General features: G+C 55.4%; 19 protein-coding genes. 6 read left to right on the plus strand and 13 right to left on the minus strand.

Annotated elements, in window-relative coordinates:
* Positions 1-2: 2 nt before the first annotated feature.
* Both PGR10_RS02190 and blr read right to left on the minus strand, forming a co-directional pair.
* The gene (locus tag PGR10_RS02190) at positions 3-1,373 is read right to left on the minus strand and encodes a GH1 family beta-glucosidase (protein WP_430922837.1); all 1,371 of its coding nucleotides are present in this window, start codon (positions 1,371-1,373) and stop codon (positions 3-5) included.
* 109 nt (positions 1,374-1,482) lie between these two features.
* Positions 1,483-1,620 carry a division septum protein Blr gene (gene blr / locus PGR10_RS02195; protein WP_015366847.1) on the minus strand — a complete coding sequence of 46 codons (138 nt, stop codon included), beginning with the start codon at positions 1,618-1,620 and terminating at the stop codon, positions 1,483-1,485.
* A gap of 170 nt (positions 1,621-1,790) precedes the next feature.
* Between blr and PGR10_RS02200 the strand changes: the two genes are divergently transcribed.
* Positions 1,791-2,831, plus strand: coding sequence for an oxidoreductase (locus PGR10_RS02200; RefSeq protein ID WP_087858490.1), 1,041 nt, complete (start codon positions 1,791-1,793; stop codon positions 2,829-2,831).
* Positions 2,832-2,864: 33 nt separating this feature from the next.
* On the opposite strand, the gene add is transcribed toward PGR10_RS02200, so the two are convergent.
* Both add and PGR10_RS02210 read right to left on the minus strand, forming a co-directional pair.
* Complete coding sequence (gene add, locus PGR10_RS02205; RefSeq protein WP_087858491.1) at positions 2,865-3,869, minus strand: adenosine deaminase; 1,005 nt, start codon at positions 3,867-3,869, stop codon at positions 2,865-2,867.
* A 237-nt stretch (positions 3,870-4,106) separates the two neighbouring features.
* On the minus strand, positions 4,107-4,502 hold the full coding sequence (locus tag PGR10_RS02210; protein WP_087858492.1) for a DUF1398 domain-containing protein: 396 nt from the start codon (positions 4,500-4,502) through the stop codon (positions 4,107-4,109).
* 345 nt (positions 4,503-4,847) lie between these two features.
* On the opposite strand from PGR10_RS02210, the gene metQ reads away from it, so the two are divergent.
* Positions 4,848-5,663: a methionine ABC transporter substrate-binding lipoprotein MetQ gene (metQ, locus tag PGR10_RS02215; RefSeq protein WP_087858493.1), complete on the plus strand. Its 816-nt coding sequence runs from the start codon at positions 4,848-4,850 to the stop codon at positions 5,661-5,663.
* Here metQ and PGR10_RS02220 read toward each other — a convergent pair whose 3' ends face one another.
* Positions 5,664-6,092, minus strand: coding sequence for a MerR family transcriptional regulator (locus tag PGR10_RS02220; protein WP_087858494.1), 429 nt, complete (start codon positions 6,090-6,092; stop codon positions 5,664-5,666). It abuts the gene before it with no gap.
* An 80-nt stretch (positions 6,093-6,172) separates the two neighbouring features.
* On the opposite strand from PGR10_RS02220, the gene PGR10_RS02225 reads away from it, so the two are divergent.
* Positions 6,173-7,399: an NADH:flavin oxidoreductase/NADH oxidase family protein gene (locus tag PGR10_RS02225; protein ID WP_430922838.1), complete on the plus strand. Its 1,227-nt coding sequence runs from the start codon at positions 6,173-6,175 to the stop codon at positions 7,397-7,399.
* A 33-nt stretch (positions 7,400-7,432) separates the two neighbouring features.
* Here the strand turns inward: PGR10_RS02225 and yedF are convergent, their stop codons facing one another.
* The 5 genes from yedF to malX form a co-directional block, all read right to left on the minus strand.
* Positions 7,433-7,666 carry a sulfurtransferase-like selenium metabolism protein YedF gene (gene yedF, locus PGR10_RS02230; protein ID WP_015366840.1) on the minus strand — a complete coding sequence of 78 codons (234 nt, stop codon included), beginning with the start codon at positions 7,664-7,666 and terminating at the stop codon, positions 7,433-7,435.
* A complete protein-coding gene (yedE, locus tag PGR10_RS02235; protein WP_087858495.1) occupies positions 7,663-8,874 on the minus strand; it encodes a selenium metabolism membrane protein YedE/FdhT in 1,212 nt (403 codons plus the stop codon). The genes yedF and yedE overlap by 4 nt, the downstream gene beginning before the upstream one ends.
* Before the next feature lie 164 nt (positions 8,875-9,038).
* Positions 9,039-9,242 (minus strand): putative selenium delivery protein YdfZ, encoded by a 204-nt coding sequence (gene ydfZ, locus PGR10_RS02240; RefSeq protein ID WP_015705242.1) that lies wholly within the window; start codon positions 9,240-9,242, stop codon positions 9,039-9,041.
* A gap of 92 nt (positions 9,243-9,334) precedes the next feature.
* Entirely contained in the window at positions 9,335-10,519 is a 1,185-nt protein-coding gene (locus tag PGR10_RS02245; RefSeq protein WP_430922839.1) for a MalY/PatB family protein, read from the minus strand.
* Positions 10,520-10,567: 48 nt separating this feature from the next.
* Positions 10,568-12,160 (minus strand): maltose/glucose-specific PTS transporter subunit IIBC, encoded by a 1,593-nt coding sequence (malX, locus tag PGR10_RS02250; protein ID WP_213317640.1) that lies wholly within the window; start codon positions 12,158-12,160, stop codon positions 10,568-10,570.
* A 173-nt stretch (positions 12,161-12,333) separates the two neighbouring features.
* On the opposite strand from malX, the gene PGR10_RS02255 reads away from it, so the two are divergent.
* Positions 12,334-13,362, plus strand: coding sequence for a Mal regulon transcriptional regulator MalI (locus tag PGR10_RS02255; RefSeq protein ID WP_430922840.1), 1,029 nt, complete (start codon positions 12,334-12,336; stop codon positions 13,360-13,362).
* Positions 13,363-13,419: 57 nt separating this feature from the next.
* Here PGR10_RS02255 and PGR10_RS02260 read toward each other — a convergent pair whose 3' ends face one another.
* Positions 13,420-14,913, minus strand: coding sequence for a YdgA family protein (locus tag PGR10_RS02260; RefSeq protein ID WP_430922841.1), 1,494 nt, complete (start codon positions 14,911-14,913; stop codon positions 13,420-13,422).
* A gap of 97 nt (positions 14,914-15,010) precedes the next feature.
* On the minus strand, positions 15,011-16,189 hold the full coding sequence (gene manA, locus PGR10_RS02265; protein WP_430922842.1) for a mannose-6-phosphate isomerase: 1,179 nt from the start codon (positions 16,187-16,189) through the stop codon (positions 15,011-15,013).
* Between the two features lie 196 nt (positions 16,190-16,385).
* Here manA and fumA point away from each other — a divergent pair, with 196 nt between their 5' ends.
* Together fumA and fumC are read left to right on the plus strand one after the other, a co-directional pair.
* Positions 16,386-18,032, plus strand: a complete 1,647-nt coding sequence (fumA, locus tag PGR10_RS02270; RefSeq protein ID WP_032714392.1) for a class I fumarate hydratase FumA — start codon at positions 16,386-16,388, stop codon at positions 18,030-18,032.
* A gap of 144 nt (positions 18,033-18,176) precedes the next feature.
* Entirely contained in the window at positions 18,177-19,577 is a 1,401-nt protein-coding gene (fumC, locus tag PGR10_RS02275; RefSeq protein WP_430922843.1) for a class II fumarate hydratase, read from the plus strand.
* Here fumC and tus read toward each other — a convergent pair.
* Positions 19,567-20,499: a DNA replication terminus site-binding protein gene (gene tus, locus PGR10_RS02280; protein WP_430915508.1), complete on the minus strand. Its 933-nt coding sequence runs from the start codon at positions 20,497-20,499 to the stop codon at positions 19,567-19,569. The two genes, fumC and tus, sit on opposite strands and share 11 nt — an antisense overlap.
* Between the last annotated feature and the right edge of the window lie 27 nt (positions 20,500-20,526).

A 20,526-nucleotide genomic window follows, 5' to 3' on the forward strand; every position in this document is an offset into this window, starting at 1 on the left:
GATTAACGCTGTTCGCCTCGGCTGGCAATAACGTTTTGGTACCAGAAATAACTCTTTTTTCGTTTGCGGGCGCGGTTCTGCTGGTGATCGACGTAGACAAAGCCATACTGCTTCTGATAGCCGTTGAGCCAGCTTAGCAGGTCAATAAAGGACCACGGGTAAAAACCGCGGACATCCGCACCTAATGCTATTGCTTTTTCCAGCGCATTAATGTGGCTACTCAGATAGTCAATTCGCGGATCGTCGACAATTTCACCGTCAATTATCGGATCTTTTGCCCCCAAACCATTTTCGGTGATATAGATTGGGATATCGCCATAGCGCTCTTTTATCATCATGATGCCGTCGGTTAATCCCTGCGGCCAAATTTCCCAGCCCCATTCAGTATAAGTACTTTGCGGATTGCGGACGAAATAAAATAATCCATCCACGCCGGACTCGCCGACGCCTGGACCTTCTTGCGGCGTGGCGGAGACCGTCTCCCGACGATAATAATTCAGGCCGATAAAATCACAGCGGTTTTCCTTGAGCAGCGCATCGTCGCCCGGCGCAAGAAGGGGTACATTCCACAGCGCCTGAGCCTGACGGAGCAAATCGGCTGGATAGACGCCTTTCAGTACCGGATCGTATAGCCAGTGGGTATGGATAGCATCGGCCAACGCGGTGGCCTTGATATCCTCGGCGCTTTGCGTCAACGGCGTATGGGGCTGCAGGACATTAACGAAACCGATCTGGCCGTTAATGTTCATTTCACGGAAGGTCTTAACGGCCAGCGCGTGGGCGACAAAGACATGGTGACAAGCCTGGATGGCGCGAGCCGGGTCGCGTACCGCCGGTGGATGGCAGCCATTAATATAACCGTGGCCGATAAATACGATGGTTTCGTTAAAGGTTGCCCACAGCTTGACCCTGGAACCGAAGCGCTGATAGCACAGACGAGCGTATTCGGCGAAGGCTTCCGCTGTGCTGCGAGCCTCCCAACCCCCTTCGTCCTGCAATGCCTGCGGTAAATCCCAGTGATAAAGGGTGATCATTGGTTCGATATTGTGCGCCAGCAGTTCGTCGATCAAATCGCTGTAAAACTGTACGCCGGGTTCATTGACTTCGCCACGGCCATGAGGCAATAACCGTGGCCAGGAGATAGAAAAACGGTAGCTTTGTAGCCCCATTTCAGCCATCAGGGCGACATCTTCACGAAAACGATGATAGTGATCGACGGCGATATCGCCATTGGTGCCCTGAAAGGTGGTTCCCGGCTGGTGCGAGTAAATATCCCAAATAGAAGGGCCTTTGCCATCGGCATCGTGCCCGCCTTCAACCTGGTAGGCGGCCGTTGCTGCCCCCCAGAGAAAATCTTGCGGAAATGCGGCCATTAAAAAACTCCTTATCAAGTGATAAGGAGAGTGTATTGAATGGCGCGACAAATCTGCAACCGGTTTCTGAAACCGGTTGCAGATTTGCGGCGAGTATCACTTTTTGCCTTTATTTCGCCTGTACGGTGCTAGCCGGGGGCGGGGACTGATAATCATCGATTTGATGCGCAACCACCAACAGTACAGCCGAAACGCCAAACACAACCCAACCAATAAGTTCTACAATGCGGGTAAAAACAGTCGTCATAATTCTAAAGCGGAAAGTTAAAATGGATTGAAATGTTACTAAACCGCGGAAACAACGCAAGTATTACCGCCCATGCATTGCGCAACTGACGCAAAGATGAACAGCGTGCACGGATAAGCGGAAGATTAAGGTTTATAGTAGAAGTCATGGTTGCCTGCGAGGATGACGCCATGAGTGATGCTATAAGGGTAGGACTGATAGGCTATGGTTATGCAAGCAAGACATTTCACGCGCCATTGATTTCCGGTACACCGGGTATGGCGCTATCGGCCGTGGTCAGTAGCGACGCGCAAAAAGTACTGACAGACTGGCCGGCGACCCAGGTGGTGGCTTCAGCGAGTTCGCTATACGCTGACCCTGATATCGATTTGATTGTTATTCCGACTCCCAACGATACCCATTTCCCTTTGGCGCGAGCGGCGCTGGAGGCGGGTAAACACGTCATTGTTGACAAACCTTTTACCGTGACACTGTCACAAGCACGCGAGTTGGATGCTATCGCCAGAAGCCGCGGGCGGCTGTTATCGGTGTTCCATAATCGCCGTTGGGATAGCGATTTTCTCACGCTGAAGGCCTTGATTGCCGCAGGGGATTTGGGGGAGGTCAGTTATTTTGAATCACATTTCGATCGTTTTCGCCCGCAGGTTCGTGACCGCTGGCGTGAGCAGGGCGGCCCTGGCAGCGGTATCTGGTATGACTTAGGCCCGCATCTGCTGGATCAGGCGGTCAATCTGTTTGGCCTGCCGGTGAGTATTGCCGTCGATCTGGCGCAGCAGCGCCCCGGCGCGCAGGCGACGGATTATTTTCACGCGGTGTTAGTTTATCCGCAACGGCGAGTGATTTTGCACAGCACGCTGCTGGCGGCGGCAGAAACGGCGCGATATATCGTCCATGGTTCACGAGGAAGCTATGTGAAATATGGTCTCGATCCGCAGGAAGAACGTTTGAAAAACGGCGAACGGTTGCCGCAGGAGGATTGGGGCTACGATATGCGTGACGGTATATTGACCCGCGTTGAAGGCGAAGAGCTCGTCGAGGAAACCTGGCTGACGCTCCCCGGGAACTATCCCGCTTATTATGCGGCGATTCGCGATGCGCTCAACGGCAGCGGAGAAAACCCGGTACCCGCAAGCCAGGCGATTCAGATTATGGAACTGATTGAACTGGGGATTGAATCGGCACGGCACCGGACGGCGCTGTGCCTGATTTAACAGCATGCTCCGCCTGCACGGCGGAGCTTTGGCTTAATTAGCCTTTAGAACGCGTTGGATCAGCGCCTCTTTTTCCTGACGGCTGAGGAACGCCAGTTCCAGACCGTTAATTTGCGCCTGACGGATCTGCTCGCGGTTGAGGCCCGCCGCCGGTGCGGCGACATTGTACTCGTGAATAATATCCACACCCTGTACCGCCGGATCGTCGGTGTTAATGCAGGCCAGCACGCCGTGATCGAGGAAGGTCTTCAGCGGGTGCTGCGCCAGTGAGGCGACGGTACTGGTCTGGATGTTCGACGTCAGGCAGGATTCAATGCCAATACGTTCAGCGGCGAGGTAGTCCATTAGCTTCGGATCCTGCACGGCCTTCACCCCATGACCGATGCGTTCGGCGCCCAGTTCACGAATGGCCTGCCAGATACTTTCCGGCCCGGCTGCTTCACCTGCGTGGACGGTAATACGCCAACCCGCGTCACGCGCGCGACGGAAATGATCCATAAACAGCGCGCCAGGGAACCCCAGCTCATCGCCAGCCAGATCCAGCGCGGTGATCCCATCGCGATGGGCCAGCAGGGCGTCGAGTTCCTCTTCACAGGCCGCTTCGCCGAAGGTGCGGCTCATGATGCCAATCAGACGCGCCTCGACGCCGAAATCACGGCAGCCTTCGCGTACTCCGGCAATTACCGCTTCGACGACGCCGGCGACCGGCAGCTGATGGGTCATCGCCATATAACGCGGAGAAAAACGCAGCTCAACGTAGTGCAGGCCGTTGCGCGCGGCGTCTTCAACGTTTTCCCAGGCAACACGGCGGCAGGCTTCCAGAGAAGCCAGCACCTTCACGCCCCAATCGAGTTTCGCCAGGAAGCTAACCAGGTCTGGTTCATTGCTGGTGACCTGCACATGCGGACGCAGCGTTTCAAGGGTATCTGCCGGGAGAGTAATATTGAACTGGCGGCCAAGATCGAGAATGGTTTGGGCACGGATGTTGCCGTCAAGATGGCGGTGAATGTCTGTTAAAGGCAAAGTTGAATCAATCATGGTCGCACTCATTTTTTAGTTGAAGTGCACGATATTATACATCAGCAGCGTAACCGTTTAAAAGTACGGAAAAAATCCTATGGATACAGGGAGATGGGGGGGCAAAGTCTGTTATTTGCGCAAATAAAAAGCCATTTCCCTTTTCTGTTGCGCAAATTGAGGTGTTGAGCGGCCCCAAGCGTAAACTAACTTCCGGGCCGTCTGAATATCTGGATGAGCGTTTAATAATTTCAGCGATTAAAAGGGGAGAATCATATTTTCCATATGCAATAATGTGTTGTCTTTTGACCAGTAATGGCGCGTTTTTTCATTAAGATCAACCACCCATTTAAATACCCCGGCATTTGCCAGTTCGGCGCAATAGTTATCAAAAGGAGTGACACCACTAAAGTGGCGTCGCGCAGCTTCTCGGGTGAGCGTTCTGCAGGCCTGCGAGTTAACACGCAGCAACTTTCTGTTGCTTTTCAGGGAAACGAAAGTATCTGATGACATAACAAAATTCACATTCCCGGTAGCAACAAAATAGATGTAATAAGAGACATTATTTTCAATGAGTACTTCAGTAAATGAAATAAAATCCGCATCAGTACGTACTCGCTCAAAAATGGTTCTGAGCAAATCCAGAAGCTCCATGGTTTTCCTTGTGGGTCGTGTGTGCGTGCGATACGGCTTTATATACAGCTAGTGTATATAAAACGTTCACTTATCTATTTATTATAATGCTAATTATATAAACTTAATTTTAATGTGTGTAATGGTATTGGAACAGTGTTTCAAGTGTTACAAAGTATTGCTTCAGCGCAAGAAATCAGCAGTTCCACTGGCGGGGGAGTAAAAGCAGCGTGGCGACTTATCAATAGCGTTTCGCTATTAGTCATAGAGAATCAGTATTTAATCTTAGTAAGACGCTTATATATAGTGTCCCGGACTGAAATTCCTGCCATCGTCAGCAGGCTATATTAAAAGGACACCGGGAAAATGGCTTTTTCACTTAAAGGTTTTACTCATTCATTGGCTCTCGTTGGCGCGTTGCTACTGGCGGGTTGTGGGCCAAAAGATCGGGATCCTAATCATATTAAGGTGGGGATTAGCGCGGGTATCGATCAGCAAGTCTGGGCGGTGGTGCAAAAAGTCGCCAAACAAAAATATAATCTCGATGTCGAGGTGGTGACTTTCAATGATTTCGTTCTGCCAAACGAGGCGCTGAACAATGGCGATCTTGATATCAATGCTTTCCAGCATAAACCCTATCTGGATAAACAGATTCAGGAGCGCGGCTATAAGCTGGTGGATGTTGGTACCACATTTGTCTATCCGATAGCCGCTTATTCAAAGAAAATCACCGCTATTTCGCAGCTTCCGGACGGCGCCCAGGTGGCGGTGCCTAACGACCCAACCAACCTTGGACGCTCACTGCTATTGCTGGAGAATCAGGGGCTTATCACTCTGAAAGAGGGAGTAGGCCTGCTGCCAACCGCGCTGGATATCGTCAATAACCCAAAGAAGCTGAAAATCGTCGAGATTGAAGCGCCGCAGCTGACCCGTGCGCTGGATGATAAACAGGTGACAATGGCTATCATTAATACCACCTTTTCCAGCCAGATTGGCCTGTCGCCGACGCGTAATGGTCTGTTCATTGAGGATAAAAATTCACCGTACGTCAATATCTTTGCCAGCCGCGAAGATAATAAAGATAGCGCAAAGGTGAAGAACCTGGTGAAAGCCTACCAGACCGACGAAGTCGCCAACGCCGCCGCCGAATTGTATAAAGGCGATGCGGTGAAAGGCTGGTAGCTATTCTTCCTTCGCCGTCCGGTCCTGCACATCCAGCACCTGAGATAACACGCGCCGCGCATTAGCGGCGCAGTCAATGTCATCCGGCTTCTGTTGTATCTCATCAATAACGCTTACCAGCTGCGCTTTACCGTACGCGAGTTTCTGTTCCAGTTTTTCAATATCCGCCACTTTTTGTTGCAGGGTGGTGAGTAGCGTTTGTCGGTCCCAGTGGTTGAGATCGGACGGTAACAGGGCGGCGATTTCTTCAAGAGTAAATCCCGCCGCCTGAGCGGTAGTAATCAGTCCCAGCACGACCAGCGTTTCTTCCGGATAGCTGCGATAGCCATTGGCTTTACGCTGCACGGTTTTGAGGATCCCCGCCCGCTCGTAATAACGGATCCGCGAAGGAGCCAGGCCGCTGCGTTTTGCCAGTGTACCGATATTCATTTTTATTCCTCATAAGCTGCTTGACCTTAAACTTAACTTTAAGGTTATGGTTTGTCCAGTTCACTGACTGGAGCCCTGACATGACCCTTTTTACCCCTCTACGACTGGCCTCTGGCGTCGTCATTAACAACCGCATCGCTAAAGCGGCGATGGAAGAAAATATGGCCGATGCCGATCATGCGCCGTCAACGGAATTATTCATGCTTTATCAGGCCTGGGCGCAGGGCGGCGCCGGGGTGATTATTACCGGTAATGTGATGGTGGACGCCCGGGCGATGACAGGCCCGGCAGGCGTGGTGCTGGAAGATGAACGACATCTCGACAAGTTCCGCGCCTGGTCGCAGGCGGCACGGGCGAATGGCGCGCAGGTGTGGATGCAGATCAATCATCCTGGGCGACAGATGCCTGCGGGCCTGGGACAGGAGACGCTGGCCCCTTCGGCGTTGGCGCTGGATCTTGGGTCGCAATCTTCGCGCTTTCGCCTGCCGCGGGCGATGGATGAGAAGGATATCACCGATGTGACGCGACGGTTCATCACCACCTCCCGGTTAGCGGAACGCGCTGGATTTCACGGCGTCGAAATCCATGCCGCCCACGGTTATTTGCTGAGCCAGTTCCTCTCGCCGCTCAGTAACCAGCGCACCGACCAATATGGCGGGAGCATTGAAAATCGCGCCCGTCTACTGCTGGATATCGTGCGCGGCGTCCGCGAGACGGTGGCGGCGGATTTTACCGTGGTGGTTAAACTCAACTCAGCGGATTTCCAGCGCGGCGGCTTTTCGATTAACGATGCGAAGAGGGTGGTGCAAATGCTGGCGGAAAGCGGCGCCGATCTGGTCGAACTTTCCGGCGGCAGCTACGAAGCGCCGGCGATGATGGGCGCCATGCGTGATGAGCGAACGCTGGCGCGGGAAGCTTACTTCCTGCAGTTTGCCGAGCAGATCGCCGAAGTGGCGACCATTCCACTAATGGTCACCGGCGGCGTGCGGCGGCGTGAAGTGGCGGAAAGGGTGGTGAATAGCGGAGTTGCGCTGGTGGGGATCGCCACGGCGATGGCGATTGTGCCCAATTTGGCGCAGTACTGGCGTGAGGGGGAGTACGATGCGCCACTGCTGCGTCAGGGTAACTGGAAGAACAAGGCCATTGCCGCCAGCGCGCATATGGCGGCGGTGAAATATCAGCTGCAGCGGTTAAGCCGCCACCGCGCGGTGCGGCCGCAGGTCTCACCACTGTGGGCGTTGCTGACGGCGCAACTGACGGCGAAACGGCAGGCTAAACGTTATCGGCGCTGGATGGCGGGCAAGTAATGACAGCCGGTAGCGCGCTACCGGCCCTTCTCGTCACTTTTGAATCAGATAGCGGATCGTCGGCCCATCCTGCTGAATATCCAGCACGGTATAGCCGTGATTTTTAGCATCGTGCGGGATGTTGTTGATTGACTGCGGACAGTCGCTCACCACTTCAAGTATTTCCCCTTTTTTTAGTGCCGGCATTGCTTCAAGCGTGGCCACGGCTGGGTAGGGGCAAGGTTCACCAACCATATCGAGGCGGTAATCAGGAACGATCTCTTTCATGCGGTTTCCTTAATACGGGTCGCCGAAGTGTTTTTCTGGCGAAAGAAGTGTTTTTCCCAGGCGATGACCAACATCAGCGCGATAAATAGCAGCAGGTAGGTGATAAGCAGGCCGCCGAACGGACCAAAAGTCGTCAGCAGGTTAATCTTATCCCAGTTGGTGGCAAGCGTCGGCGATAAATCATCCCAGAAGTAAGCCAGCAGGGTGGAGCCGATAACGTTGCCTAACCCGACCCACCAATAATGTACTTGGCCTTCAACGGCGCGATACATCCAACCGGTTTCGCAACCACCGGCCAGTACGATGCCGAAACCGAACAGCAGGCCGCCAATTACCGCGTTCGGCCCGGCCCACATGATTTTGGGCTCCATGCCGAGCTGCACATAGCTAAAGATACCGATGGCGCTGGCCGCCATCCCGAAGATGATTGCTTTGGCCATATAGGTGCGCCCGGTCACCCACATATCGCGAAAGGCGGAGGTGAAACAGATTTGCGCTCGCTCGATGAGCAGGCCAAAGGCAACGCCGAACAGCAGGGCCAGGCCCAGTTTAGGCTGATTGGCGGCGGTCAGTAGCCCCCAGCCGATCATAGCGACAAATACCAGCATTCCCAGACGAAAGCGGCGGCGGGCCTGCGCGGGTTTTTGAGTTAACGGTGAGGCCGCGGAGACTTTCTCAATTTTGACCGGAATACGGAAAACAGGCAGCAGCGTAAAGCGCGCGCCGAACCAGGTCCCGATGGCGGTGGCGATGGCGAAGAACCATGCGTGCAGGGAAAACTGCGGGATCCCGGTGAAGAAAGCCGCCAGGTTACAACCCATTGCCAGCCGGGCGCCGAAGCCCGCGATAATGCCGCCGGCCAGCGCCTGGAAAATGCGAATGCGGCTACGCGGCATCCGCAGCTTGACGTTATTCGCCCACAGCGCGGCGGCCAGGCAGCCGCCAAACATGCCAAGGATCATCATACCGTCGATACGCGTTAACGGCGTACCTTCGAGATGGATTAATTGGTAGTAACCCCAGTTTTCGGCCGGGACGCCCATCATCTGCAGCAGCTGGCCGCCCCAGCGGGTAAATTCGCCGGTGACTGCCCAGAATGTACCGGTAATGCCAAAATAGTAAGTAGAAAGAATACCGGCGGCGATCACCGCAGGCGCTGGCGCCCAAAACTTAATTAGCCAGGCTTGTTTGAATTGATGCCATGTCATAGAAATGCCTCTGAACTCAGAAGGTAATTCGCCCCGAAAGGGCTTGAAGAGCCGCGATAATACGCCGCTTAGCTTTCAGAATCACTCGACGAGATCAAAAGCGGGAAGAATGCCTCATGAAAAAGGCCGCCAGTCAGGGCGGCCTTAAATCAACAACGCTGGAATTAATTAAAGCCCAGGCGAATAAGATTCAATGGGCAATACAATTCATGACTACCGTCTAATTCTACGCAGTCACTGCGGCGCAGCTGTTCGCTGTTTTTATTGGCGCCATGAATGGCCTTAATCACTCCCGTCGCGCCGCTGTCGGCCACCATGACCCGGCTGCCAGCGTCAATAGCATTACGGTTACGATCGTAGGTTTTCATCATTTCCTCCTCTGCAGTGTCATTCGGACGTGATTGTTTCGCGTTGTTTTAATACTCCTGTGTGGTTAAAAAGTTTTTGAGGTATATCAAAATTATTTTAATTCAGGGCGCAATGATCGCAGAGCGGCAATCAATCCTTGAACTCCTTTCTCAAGCTTCACCTGCGGGCATCCGGCATTTAGCCTGATGAAACCGTTACCCTCTTCGCCATAGGTATAACCCGGCATGATCGCGACTTTTTGCTCTTCAATCAGCGCTTTTTGCAGCGCGCGATCGTCGATACCGAGTGGACGCAGATCGATCCACGCCAGATAGGTGGCTTGTGGCGGCTGCCAGTTTAGCTGCGGGAAGGCCTGATTCAGCTGCTCGGCGATATAGCGCATGTTTTCCTGCAGATAATCGCGTAACGCATCCAGCCATGGCGCGCCCTGACGATAGGCGGCGATATGCGCGACCAGCGCCGGAACCGACGGAGAAGATAGACCATCGCGGCCTTTCAGCGCTTGCAGATAGCCATCGCGCGAAGCGGTATCGGCGATGAGCCCATAGGCGCCGGTAAATGCCGGGATATTGAAGCTTTTTGAGCCCGACGTGAACAGCGCCCAGGGGCCCTGCGCAACGGCGCACCAGGGGGTATGACGATGTTCGCCCCAGGTCATATCCATATGAATTTCATCGCTAATAACCCGGACGTTATGCTTCGCGCACAGCTGCGCCATGGTGGTCAGTTCGTCGCGGCTCCAGACTTTGCCCGTCGGATTGTGCGGGCTGCACAGCAGCAAAATGCGGTTGTCGGGATGGGCGAGCGCGGCTTCCAGTTCGTTCATATCGCAGCGCCACTCACCCTCATCAAGCTTGAGGACGACTGGGGCAATGCGTCGCTGGTTGCCGTCGATAGTTTTGTAAAACGCGTCGTAAGCCGGAGTATGGACCACGATGCCGTCGCCCGGATTGGACCATTGCCGAATCATTTCGGCCACCATGTAGATAACCGACGGGCCGTAAACGATGGCCTCGTGGTCAATGGGGCTATGAAAACGGCTGGCGAACCAGTGGCTGACGGCCCCGAGAAATTCGTCGTTTTTCCAGCGGCTATAGCCAAAAACGCCGTGCGCCAGGCGCTGGCTGACGGCGTCGATAATACAAGGGGCCGTAGCGAAATCCATATCGGAGATAGTGAACGGCAGCAGGTCGGCGGCGCCGAAACGGTCGGCTACGTAATCCCATTGGGTGCACCAGGTCCCGTGGCGGTCCACTGGCGTGGCAAAATCAAACATCTGAATTTCCTTCGCGAATGCCCCCTCCGGGTGAGAGGGGGCGTATGTTTAGGCCTGAACGGTATTCATCAGGGTGGCCATTTCATCTTTTACCGACTGAACCTGTGGGCCGATGACCACCTGCAGGTTGTGATCGTTAAGCTGGACCACGCCGATTGCGCGGTTGGCTTTCAGCGCGGCGGTATCGACTTTGCTCATGTCGTTCACCGACAGGCGCAGGCGGGTAATACAGTTATCGAGCGTGACGATATTATCAGCACCGCCGAGCGCGGCCAGAATCGCCGGCACGTTATAACCTGATTTGCCAATCGTTCCGGCAACTGCTTTTTCGATGTTGGCCGCCGTTTCGATATCGCGGCCCGGCGTTTTCAGGTTGAAGCGGGTGATGGCGAAACGGAAGATACCGTAGTACACCGCGAACCAGATGGCGGCGACAACCGGCACCATATACCACTTGGTCGACAGCCCGTGCAGGATGCCAAACACCACGAAGTCGATAATGTTGCCGTCGGTGTTGCCGATGGTGACGCCAAGTACCGCCATGATAGTGAAACCAAGGCCGGTCAGCAGGGCGTGGATGACGTACAGTACCGGTGCGACGAACAGGAACAGGAATTCCAACGGCTCAGTGGTACCGCCGACCACGCAGGCAATGACGCCGGAAATGAGCAGCCCTTTAATTTTATGACGGTTTTCTGGGCGGGCGCAGTGGTACATCGCCAGCGCCGCGCCGGGCAGGCCGCCGAGGAAGGCGGGCATTTTACCCTGTGACAGGAAGCGGGTCGCGCTTTCAGAGAAGCCGTGCGTCGTCGGGCAACTCAGCTGCGCCTGAAAGATAGTCAGCGCGCCGCTGACGCTGTGGCCGCAAACGTCCATGGTGCCGCCCGCTTCGGTAAAGCGGATCAGCGCCACCAGAATATGGTGCAGGCCAAACGGCAGCAGCAGGCGTTCTCCGGTACCGAAGATCATCGGGCCAAAATCGCCGGCGCTATTGATAACATGTCCTAGTCCGTTGATACCCATCGCGAACACCGGCCACACCAGCGGAATGACCAGACCGACCAGGCCTAACACCACGGTGGTAATGATCGGCACAAAGCGCGTGCCGCCAAAGAAGGCCAGCGCATCCGGCAGACGGATGTTGTGGAAGCGTTCGTGCAGCATCCAGACGATAATACCGGCGATCACCGCGCCGAGGATCCCGGTGTCGATCGACTGAATACCGATAATATTCTGAATGTTGTTGGCCTTGAGGATCGCCGCGTCGGTCGTCGGCAGGATGCCTTTCGCCGTCAGCCAGAAGTTGACCGCGAGGTTCATGACCGCGTAGCCGACGAAGCCCGCGAAAGCGGCGACGCCTTTGTTTTCACGCGCCAGGCCGAGCGGGATAGCGATACAGAACATGACCGGCAGGAAGCTAAAAGCAAATGAGCCGACTTTACTCATCCAGACAAAAATCGCCTGCAGCAGCGGCACGTTCAGCCACGGCAGCAGCGTAATCACATCGTGGCTGCTTAACGAGCTGCCGATCCCCAGCATGATCCCGCAAAACGAGAGCAACGCCACGGGCAACATAAAGGTTTTTCCTAACTGCTGGAAAAACTCCCATAAGGTAATTTTTGGTGCTGTTTTCGCCGTCATACACGAATCCTGGTTCTGAAAAGGGTCGATAGGATGTAACGTAGCGGCAAGATAAAACGTTTTACCATTTTTTAGTGCGATAAAAATCACATAATCAAGCGATAATAAGGTTTATAAAGATAACATACTGATAAAACGTTTTATCGAAAGGCAAAGGGAGTCAGCCAGTCGTTATGGCTATCGCAAAAAAGACAACCATCAATGATGTGGCGCTGGCGGCTGGCGTCTCGGTCAGTACGGTATCGCTGGTGCTCAGCGGTAAAGGGCGCATCTCTTCGGCCACCGGCGAGCGCGTCAATCAGGCCATTGAGCAGCTCGGGTTTGTGCGTAATCGCCAGGCGGCGTCGCTCCGCGGCGGGCAAAGCGGGGTAATTGGCCTTATCGTTAGCGATCTGTCGAAGCCGTTTTATGCCGAGCTAACCGCCGGGTTGACCGATGCGCTGGAATCACAGGGTAAAATGGTATTTCTCACCCAGGGCGGGCATCGCGGCGAGAAAATGCTCCAGCGCTTCGAAACCCTGGTCTCACAGGGCGTGGACGGGGTGATTATCGCTGGCGCTATCGACAAGGGCGGCGAACTGCGCGATCGTGCCGCCGAAGTGGGGATGCCGCTGGTTTTTGCCTCCCGCGCCAGCTATCTGGACGATATTGACCTGATCCGCCCGGATAACATGCAGGCGGCGCAAATGGTAACGGAACATCTGATTCGCCGCGGTCATCAGCGCATCGCCTGGCTTGGCGGACAAAGCGCGTCCTTGACCCGCGCCGAACGGGTGGGCGGTTATTGCGCCACCTTATTGAAGTACGGCCTGCCGTTTCATAGTGAATGGGTTGTCGAGTGTGGCTCCAGTCAGCAGCAGGCGGCGGAAGCCATGATCGCGCTGCTGCGGCAAAATCCGACCATCAGCGCGGTACTTTGCTATAACAGCGTCATCGCCACCGGGGCGTGGTTCGGTCTGCTGCGCGCCGGGCGGCAGAGCAGCGAGGGTAGCGTGGAAAGTTATTTTGAGCAACGCATCGCGCTGGCGGCCTTTGCCGAAGTGCCGGAAGCGGCGCTCGATGATGTCCCCTTGACCTGGGTGACCACCCCCGCGCGTGAGATGGGGAACAGCCTGGCGGAGTGTATTTTACGCCGCCTCGAGGAGGGGCAAGGCAGCGCGCGTAATCAGATTATGCCGCCGCGGCTGGTTATCAGAAAGTAGGGGCCGCCATCGATTAAGGTGTTCCCGGGCTACCTGACTGCAGCCCGGGACATTTTTTTACTGCTGCGGTACGGCGGTGGGGAGCGTCAGGCCGAACATGGCGGCGAAATCAGCCAGCGGCATTTTCTGCCCGTTTAGCGTGACCTGGCCGTCGGCGTACTGCAGGCTGGAGGTAATCGCGTTATCTTCCATTGTGGTCAGACGGAACATCTGCCCCATCGCCGCCAGCCCTTTGACCTGCTGATCGGCAAGTTTCGCCGCATCCTCCGGCTGGTAGCCTTCCAGCCCGGCAATCTGCGTCATCAGGGCGGTGGCCATATCCACCGGGATCACCAGCTTGCCGTCCAGCAATTTAACGCTGCGGTCCAGTTCATCGGCGACGGTCTGCGGCGCGGCGGTCGTTTGCGCCGGATCCTGCATCAGCACCGACAGATTCAGGGTGCTTTCGCCTTTGGCGTTTTGCCAGCTCAGCGGAGAAATCGTCAGCGACGGATTACCTTTCAACAGAATTGGCAGCGAGCTAAAGAAGATCTCGGTTAACGCCTGCTGATAAAGCTCCGGATTCTGCGCCAGCTCGGGTTTCGCCATCAGCGCCTGCGCCTGGGCGTTATACTGCTGACTGAATTGATGCCACGCCTGACCGTCGAGATTATCCAGCTTAACGGTGAGTTTGCCGCGGCCCATATCCTGGTTTTGCAGTTTCAGGCTGTTAAGGTTGTAATCAAGCTGGCTATTGATACGCTTGCCGTCATCGGAGAGCGTAGAGCGGCCGTCGATATTCATGCCTTCCAACAGTGCCAGCTCTTTACCTTCAACGCCGATAGCCAGTTTATCAAGGGAAATCTTCTGCTTGCCGATACGTTCCTCAAAGGAGGTCATTTCGGTGGCGCCGTCAGCCTTCAGGTTGCTGAAACTGAGCTGAACTTTCTGGTTGTATTCGTTGACCGCGTTGATCTGCCCGCTGGCCGCTTCGCCGCTCAGGCTAATAGTTTTGCCATCGCGATCGGCATTGAGCTGGAACTGGCCGCCGCTAAAGATAACTTTTTCATTGTCTTTAGCGTAATCCAGCGGGTTAAGGAAGATGGCCGACTGAGTATCGCCGCTGTAGGCAATGCGGGTGTCGATGTTAAACGGCGTTTGTCCTTTAGCAATATCGAACAGCGCTTTGCTGGCATCGTTATTCACGAGGGTGGTGTTGACGGAGGCCATTGCCGGCGCAAGGTTAAACGATTTTAACGAGGCAAGCGGGAAGGGACCATGATCGACCTTTTCGTCAAACACCAGGCTTTGACCGGCGGCCAATAGACTGTGTTCTTTACCGGCCTGCGGCTTCACCACTAATTGCAGATGGCTGCTGAATAACCCGCGCTGGTAGTCTTGATAGCTCAACTCTACGCCAGCTTCCGGCGCGTTGCTCTGCAGTTGGGCATTCGCCTGCTGTACCATTTCTGCAATACGGTTTTCCAGTTGCTTACCGGTAAACCAGGCTCCGCCTGTCCAGACGACTCCGAGCGCGACGATAACTCCCGCGGCGACCAACGTTTTTTTCATAGCATTTGTCCATAAATGAAACCAGGCGGAACATGCCGCCTGGTTGTGTTGTCATGATGGGGGAAGTCTAGCAACTGCGGATTAAAAGTTCAGTAACTTACTTAAGCTTATTGAACACGCGCGCCAGACGACCGTTGCCGCTGACCTGTACCGGTGATTCGTTGCAGGCGATAAACGCCGATTCACCCGGCTGCAGGGTCAGGCGCTGCTCGCCTTTACGTAGCGTTGCTTCGCCTTCCACGCAGAACAAAATCGCGGCGCTCTCTTGCGCCAGAGAGTCCTCATTACTGGACAGCTCGTGCAACGAGAAGGCGAAATCATCGACCGGGATTGGGAAATCCAGCTCGCTGCCGTGTTGTTCCGGCTGAGTCAGCAGCTCAGAGGCAGGTTTGGCGACAAATTTCACGTTCGCCACCAGTTCCGGAATATCGATGTACTTCGGCGTTAGACCGGCGCGCAGCACGTTATCCGAATTGGCCATCACTTCCAGCGCGACGCCCTGCAGGTAGGCGTGCGGGGTCTCGGCGAACAGGAACATCGCTTCGCCAGGGTTCAGTTTCACCACGTTGAGCAGCAGCGGGGAGAAGAGGCCGCTGTCATCCGGGTAGAATTCAGCGATCAGACGAATGGTCTGCCACGGTTCGCCCTGTTGGCGGTCGAGGGCGTTTTGCAGCACGCTGAGCGCATGCGCTTTTTCCTCACCTTTCATATTCAGCAGGCTGGCGAACAGCTGGCTTAAACGCCCGGCATCCGGCTGTTGAATGAATTCGCCGATGGCAGGATGCGCCCCGGCAACCGGCTGCAGCAGCGCGACAATTTCATTAAATTCGCGGAACGCGTTCATGGCGAGGAACGGCGTCAGGGCGAAGACTAGCTCCGGCTTGTGATTGGGATCTTTATAGTTGCGCTCGGCGGCATCCAGCGGAATACCCGCGGCGTTCTCTTTGGCAAAGCCAATTTCCGACGCGCGTTTGTTCGGGTGAACCTGGATGGAGAGCGGCTGGGCGGCGCACAGTACCTTGAACAAGAACGGCAGTTCGCCAAAACGCTCTGCGACGTTAGCGCCGAGGAGGGCATTTTTATCGGCCTCAATGACCTCGCGCAGCGACTGCGGCTGGCCGTTGGCGTTTAGGATCCGCGAACTGCTTTTGGGATGTGCGCCCATCCACAATTCCGCCATCGGCAGGTTGTCCGGATTGGCGATACCGTAAAGGTCGGTTAACGCGGTGTGACTTCCCCATGCATAGTTTTGCACTGAGTTAATGAGCTTCTGCATTCTCAATCCCTGTTTCCACATAAAAATGTTGGCTCTATTAAACCAACAAATCGTCGAGAAGCAACTGCTGAAAGAAAAAGTCGTCCTTGTCTCAGTTTTTGTTAAAAAATTGTGTAAGATTGATCGACTCGCTTTTCTACAGGCAAATGGAGTGTCTGCCTGAAACATAATCAGCCAAGCAGTAAGTGAGAGTACAATGTCGAACAAACCGTTTGTTTATCAGGATCCTTTTCCGCTTAAAAAGGATGACACCGAGTATTATCTCCTCAGCAGTGATTACGTCTCCGTCGCCGAATTCGCCGGCCAGGAGGTTCTGAAGGTTGAACCTCAGGCGCTAACCTTACTGGCCCAACACGCGTTCCACGACGCCTCCTTTATGCTCCGCCCGGCACACCAGCAGCAGGTCGCGGATATCCTCAACGACCCGGAAGCCAGCGAAAACGACAAATACGTCGCGCTGCAATTCCTGCGTAACTCCGATATCGCCGCCAAAGGCATTCTGCCGACCTGTCAGGACACCGGCACCGCGATCATCATGGGCAAAAAGGGACAGCGCGTATGGACCGGCGGCGGCGATGAAGCCGCGCTGGCGCAGGGCGTGTACAACACCTATATCCAGGACAATCTGCGTTACTCGCAGAACGCGCCGCTGGATATGTATAAAGAGGTCAACACCGGTACCAACCTGCCGGCGCAGATCGATCTTTATGCTACCGATGGCGATGAGTATAAATTCCTCTGTATCGCCAAGGGCGGCGGCTCCGCGAACAAAACGTATCTCTACCAGGAAACGAAAGCGTTAATCACCCCGGCGAAGCTGAAAAACTACCTCGTCGAGAAGATGCGCACACTCGGTACCGCAGCTTGTCCGCCGTACCATATCGCCTTTGTGATTGGCGGCACCTCTGCGGAAGCCACGCTGAAGACGGTGAAATTGGCCTCGACCAAATACTACGATGGCCTGCCGACCGAAGGTAACGAACATGGCCAGGCGTTCCGCGATGTGCAGCTGGAGCAAGAGCTGCTGCTGGAAGCGCAGAACCTCGGCCTCGGCGCGCAGTTTGGCGGCAAATACTTCGCCCACGATATCCGCGTGGTCCGCCTGCCGCGTCACGGCGCGTCCTGTCCGGTGGGGATGGGGGTCTCCTGTTCTGCCGACCGTAACATCAAAGCTAAAATCAACCGCGACGGCATTTGGCTGGAGAAACTGGAGAGCAATCCAGGGAAATATATCCCTGAACATCTGCGCCAGGCCGGTGAAGGCGAAGCCGTGAAGGTGAACCTCAATCAGCCGATGAGCGAGATCCTGGCGCTGCTGTCGCAGTATCCGGTGTCGACTCGTCTGTCGCTGAGCGGCACAATCATCGTGGCTCGTGATATTGCCCATGCCAAGCTGAAAGAGCTTATTGATAATGGCGAAGCGCTGCCGCAGTATGTCAAAGATCACCCTATCTACTACGCCGGCCCGGCGAAGACGCCGGATGGTTACGCCTCCGGTTCTCTGGGGCCGACGACCGCTGGCCGCATGGACTCGTATGTCGATCTGTTGCAATCGCATGGTGCGAGTAAAATCATGCTGGCCAAGGGTAACCGTAGCCAGCAGGTGACCGATGCCTGCCACAAACACGGCGGTTTCTATCTCGGTAGTATCGGCGGCCCGGCGGCAGTTCTTGCGCAGCAGAGTATCCGCAGCCTTGAGTGCGTGGCTTATCCGGAGCTGGGAATGGAAGCTATCTGGAAAATCGAAGTGGAAGATTTCCCGGCCTTTATCCTCGTTGATGATAAAGGTAACGACTTCTTCCAGCAGATCCAGACATCGCAGTGCTCGCGCTGCGTGAAGTAAACGACACCGCCCTTCGGGGCGGTTTTTGTTTGGGCCGCTTTAGCGGCACGAACGACTAAAACAACTAATAATTCTGGTTAATACTTAATCCTTTAAGCAGGTGAGCTTGTCGCTATGACGCACTTTGAATCCAAGGAGAAAGTAATGACAACGCATCGCAGTGAAAAAGACTCGATGGGCGCCATCGACGTCCCGGCCGATAAACTTTGGGGCGCGCAGACCCAGCGCTCGCTTGAGCATTTCCGTATCTCAACGGAGAAAATGCCTGGTGAAATGATCTACGCGCTGGCGCTGACCAAGCGCGCGGCGGCGAAGGTGAACCAGGACCTGGGCCTGCTGGCGGCGGACAAAGCGGGCGCCATCATCGCCGCCGCCGATGAAGTTCTCGCCGGCAAGCATGCGCAGGAGTTTCCGTTAGCTATCTGGCAAACCGGCTCCGGTACCCAAAGCAACATGAATATGAACGAAGTACTGGCTAACCGTGCGAGCGAGTTGCTTGGCGGCGAGCGCGGCATGGCGCGCAAAATTCACCCCAATGATGACGTCAATAAAAGCCAGAGCTCGAATGATGTTTTTCCTACAGCGATGCACGTCGCGGCGCTAATCGCGCTGCGCGAAAAGCTACTCCCACAGCTACAGGTGCTGCGGGACACGCTACAGGAAAAGTCGCTGGCCTTCGGGGACATTGTTAAAATTGGCCGCACTCACTTGCAGGACGCTACGCCGCTGACGTTAGGGCAGGAGATCTCCGGTTGGGTCGCGATGCTGGAACATAATCTCCGGCATATTGAACACAGCCTGCCGCATCTCGCTGAGCTGGCGCTGGGCGGTACGGCGGTTGGTACCGGCTTGAATACGCACCCGGAATATGCGGTGCGGGTGGCGGCGGAACTGGCATCGCTTAGCGGGCTACCGTTCGTCACCGCGCCCAATAAATTTGAAGCGCTGGCCACCGTGGATGCGCTGGTTCATGCCCACGGCGCGCTGAAAGGGCTGGCGGCTTCGCTGATGAAAATCGCCAACGATGTGCGCTGGCTGGCCTCCGGGCCGCGCTGTGGCATAGGGGAAATCGCCATTCCGGAGAACGAACCGGGATCCTCCATTATGCCCGGCAAAGTCAACCCGACGCAGTGCGAAGCGTTGACCATGTTGTGCTGTCAGGTGATGGGTAACGACGTGGCGGTGAATATCGGCGGCGCGTCAGGCAACTTTGAGCTTAACGTCTATCGGCCAATGGTCATCCACAACTTCCTGCAGTCGGTACGCCTGCTGGCGGACGGTATGGAGAGCTTTAATGAGCACTGCGCGGTGGGCATTGAGCCAAACCGCGAGCGGATCGGCCAGTTGCTTAATGAGTCGCTGATGCTGGTGACCGCGCTCAATACCCATATCGGCTACGATAAAGCGGCGGAGATCGCCAAAAAAGCGCACCATGAAGGGCTGACGCTGAAAGCCGCGGCGCTGTCGCTTAATTACCTGACGGAAGCCGAATTCGATAGCTGGGTGCGCCCGCAGGATATGGTTGGCAGCCTTGCTACTCGCTAGCCAGCCATAAATGCAGACGCGGGATCAGTAATCGTAACGACTGCGCCTGCGGCTTGTGGCGGTACTGCACGTTATCGGCATCGTAATTCAAAAGTTCGCCGAGATCCGGCACGCTTACCCCATGCGTGCCGGAGATAAGCGCAATTAGCGGGCCGGGGCAGGCGTACTGCACCTGCTTCTGCTCGCCGGCATACCACACTCTGGCAATCGGCTGTACCTTGACCGGGCGTTTGATTTTCAATTTTGCCCGCTGCGGCAGGGCGGCGATATCCTGAAATTCCCTTTCCAGCTTGCTTTGCCACTGTTCGCGGGTCCAGGGCGGCACCGCGCGCGGCGATTGCAGGCTCTTCTCTAGCTGCATTAATACTTCATCGCGGGTCAGATTTTTAATCACATGCTTATTGGCCCAGCCGAAGCGGATGGTGCTGGGGTCGAGCAGCGGCGTCAGGGTACGATAGGCGCTAAGGGTAATCAGGCCGGGCAGATGGCGGTGAACCCATTCGAAACGCGCGGCGGCCGGCAATCCGGAATCGACGGTGACGCTTTTCTCAAACGCCGCTTTCAGCGCGTTAATGGCGCTGATTTTCTCCAGCAGCTCCGCCTGCTGTTGCGTATCAACCGCCAGGCAAATCGCCCCGGGGAGGCGTACCGCCGCCTTGCTGCTGCGGTTTTCCGACTGCTGTTGGATAAACAGGTGGCTGTAGTGCCTGAGCGCCATCTCCAGCGCGCTTTGCCCGACGTGCTGGGTGACCTGAATGGTATCCAGCGGCGCGTGCTCCGCCTCTTTACTTACCGCCGGTAATTCGAAAACCCGCGCCGCCAGCAGACGGCAGCGGCTCAGCGACGCTTTGAAGGTTTGTAGTTCGCGCTCAAGCTCACGAAAGGTGTCATTTAAGCGCGCAACGAGGTCGTAGCTAGCCATGATTACCGCCTTAGTTACAACATACTG

Origin of the sequence: Klebsiella sp. 141198 (genome assembly GCF_050600785.1) — a bacterium.
In the GTDB taxonomy this organism is placed as follows: domain Bacteria; phylum Pseudomonadota; class Gammaproteobacteria; order Enterobacterales; family Enterobacteriaceae; genus Klebsiella; species Klebsiella aerogenes.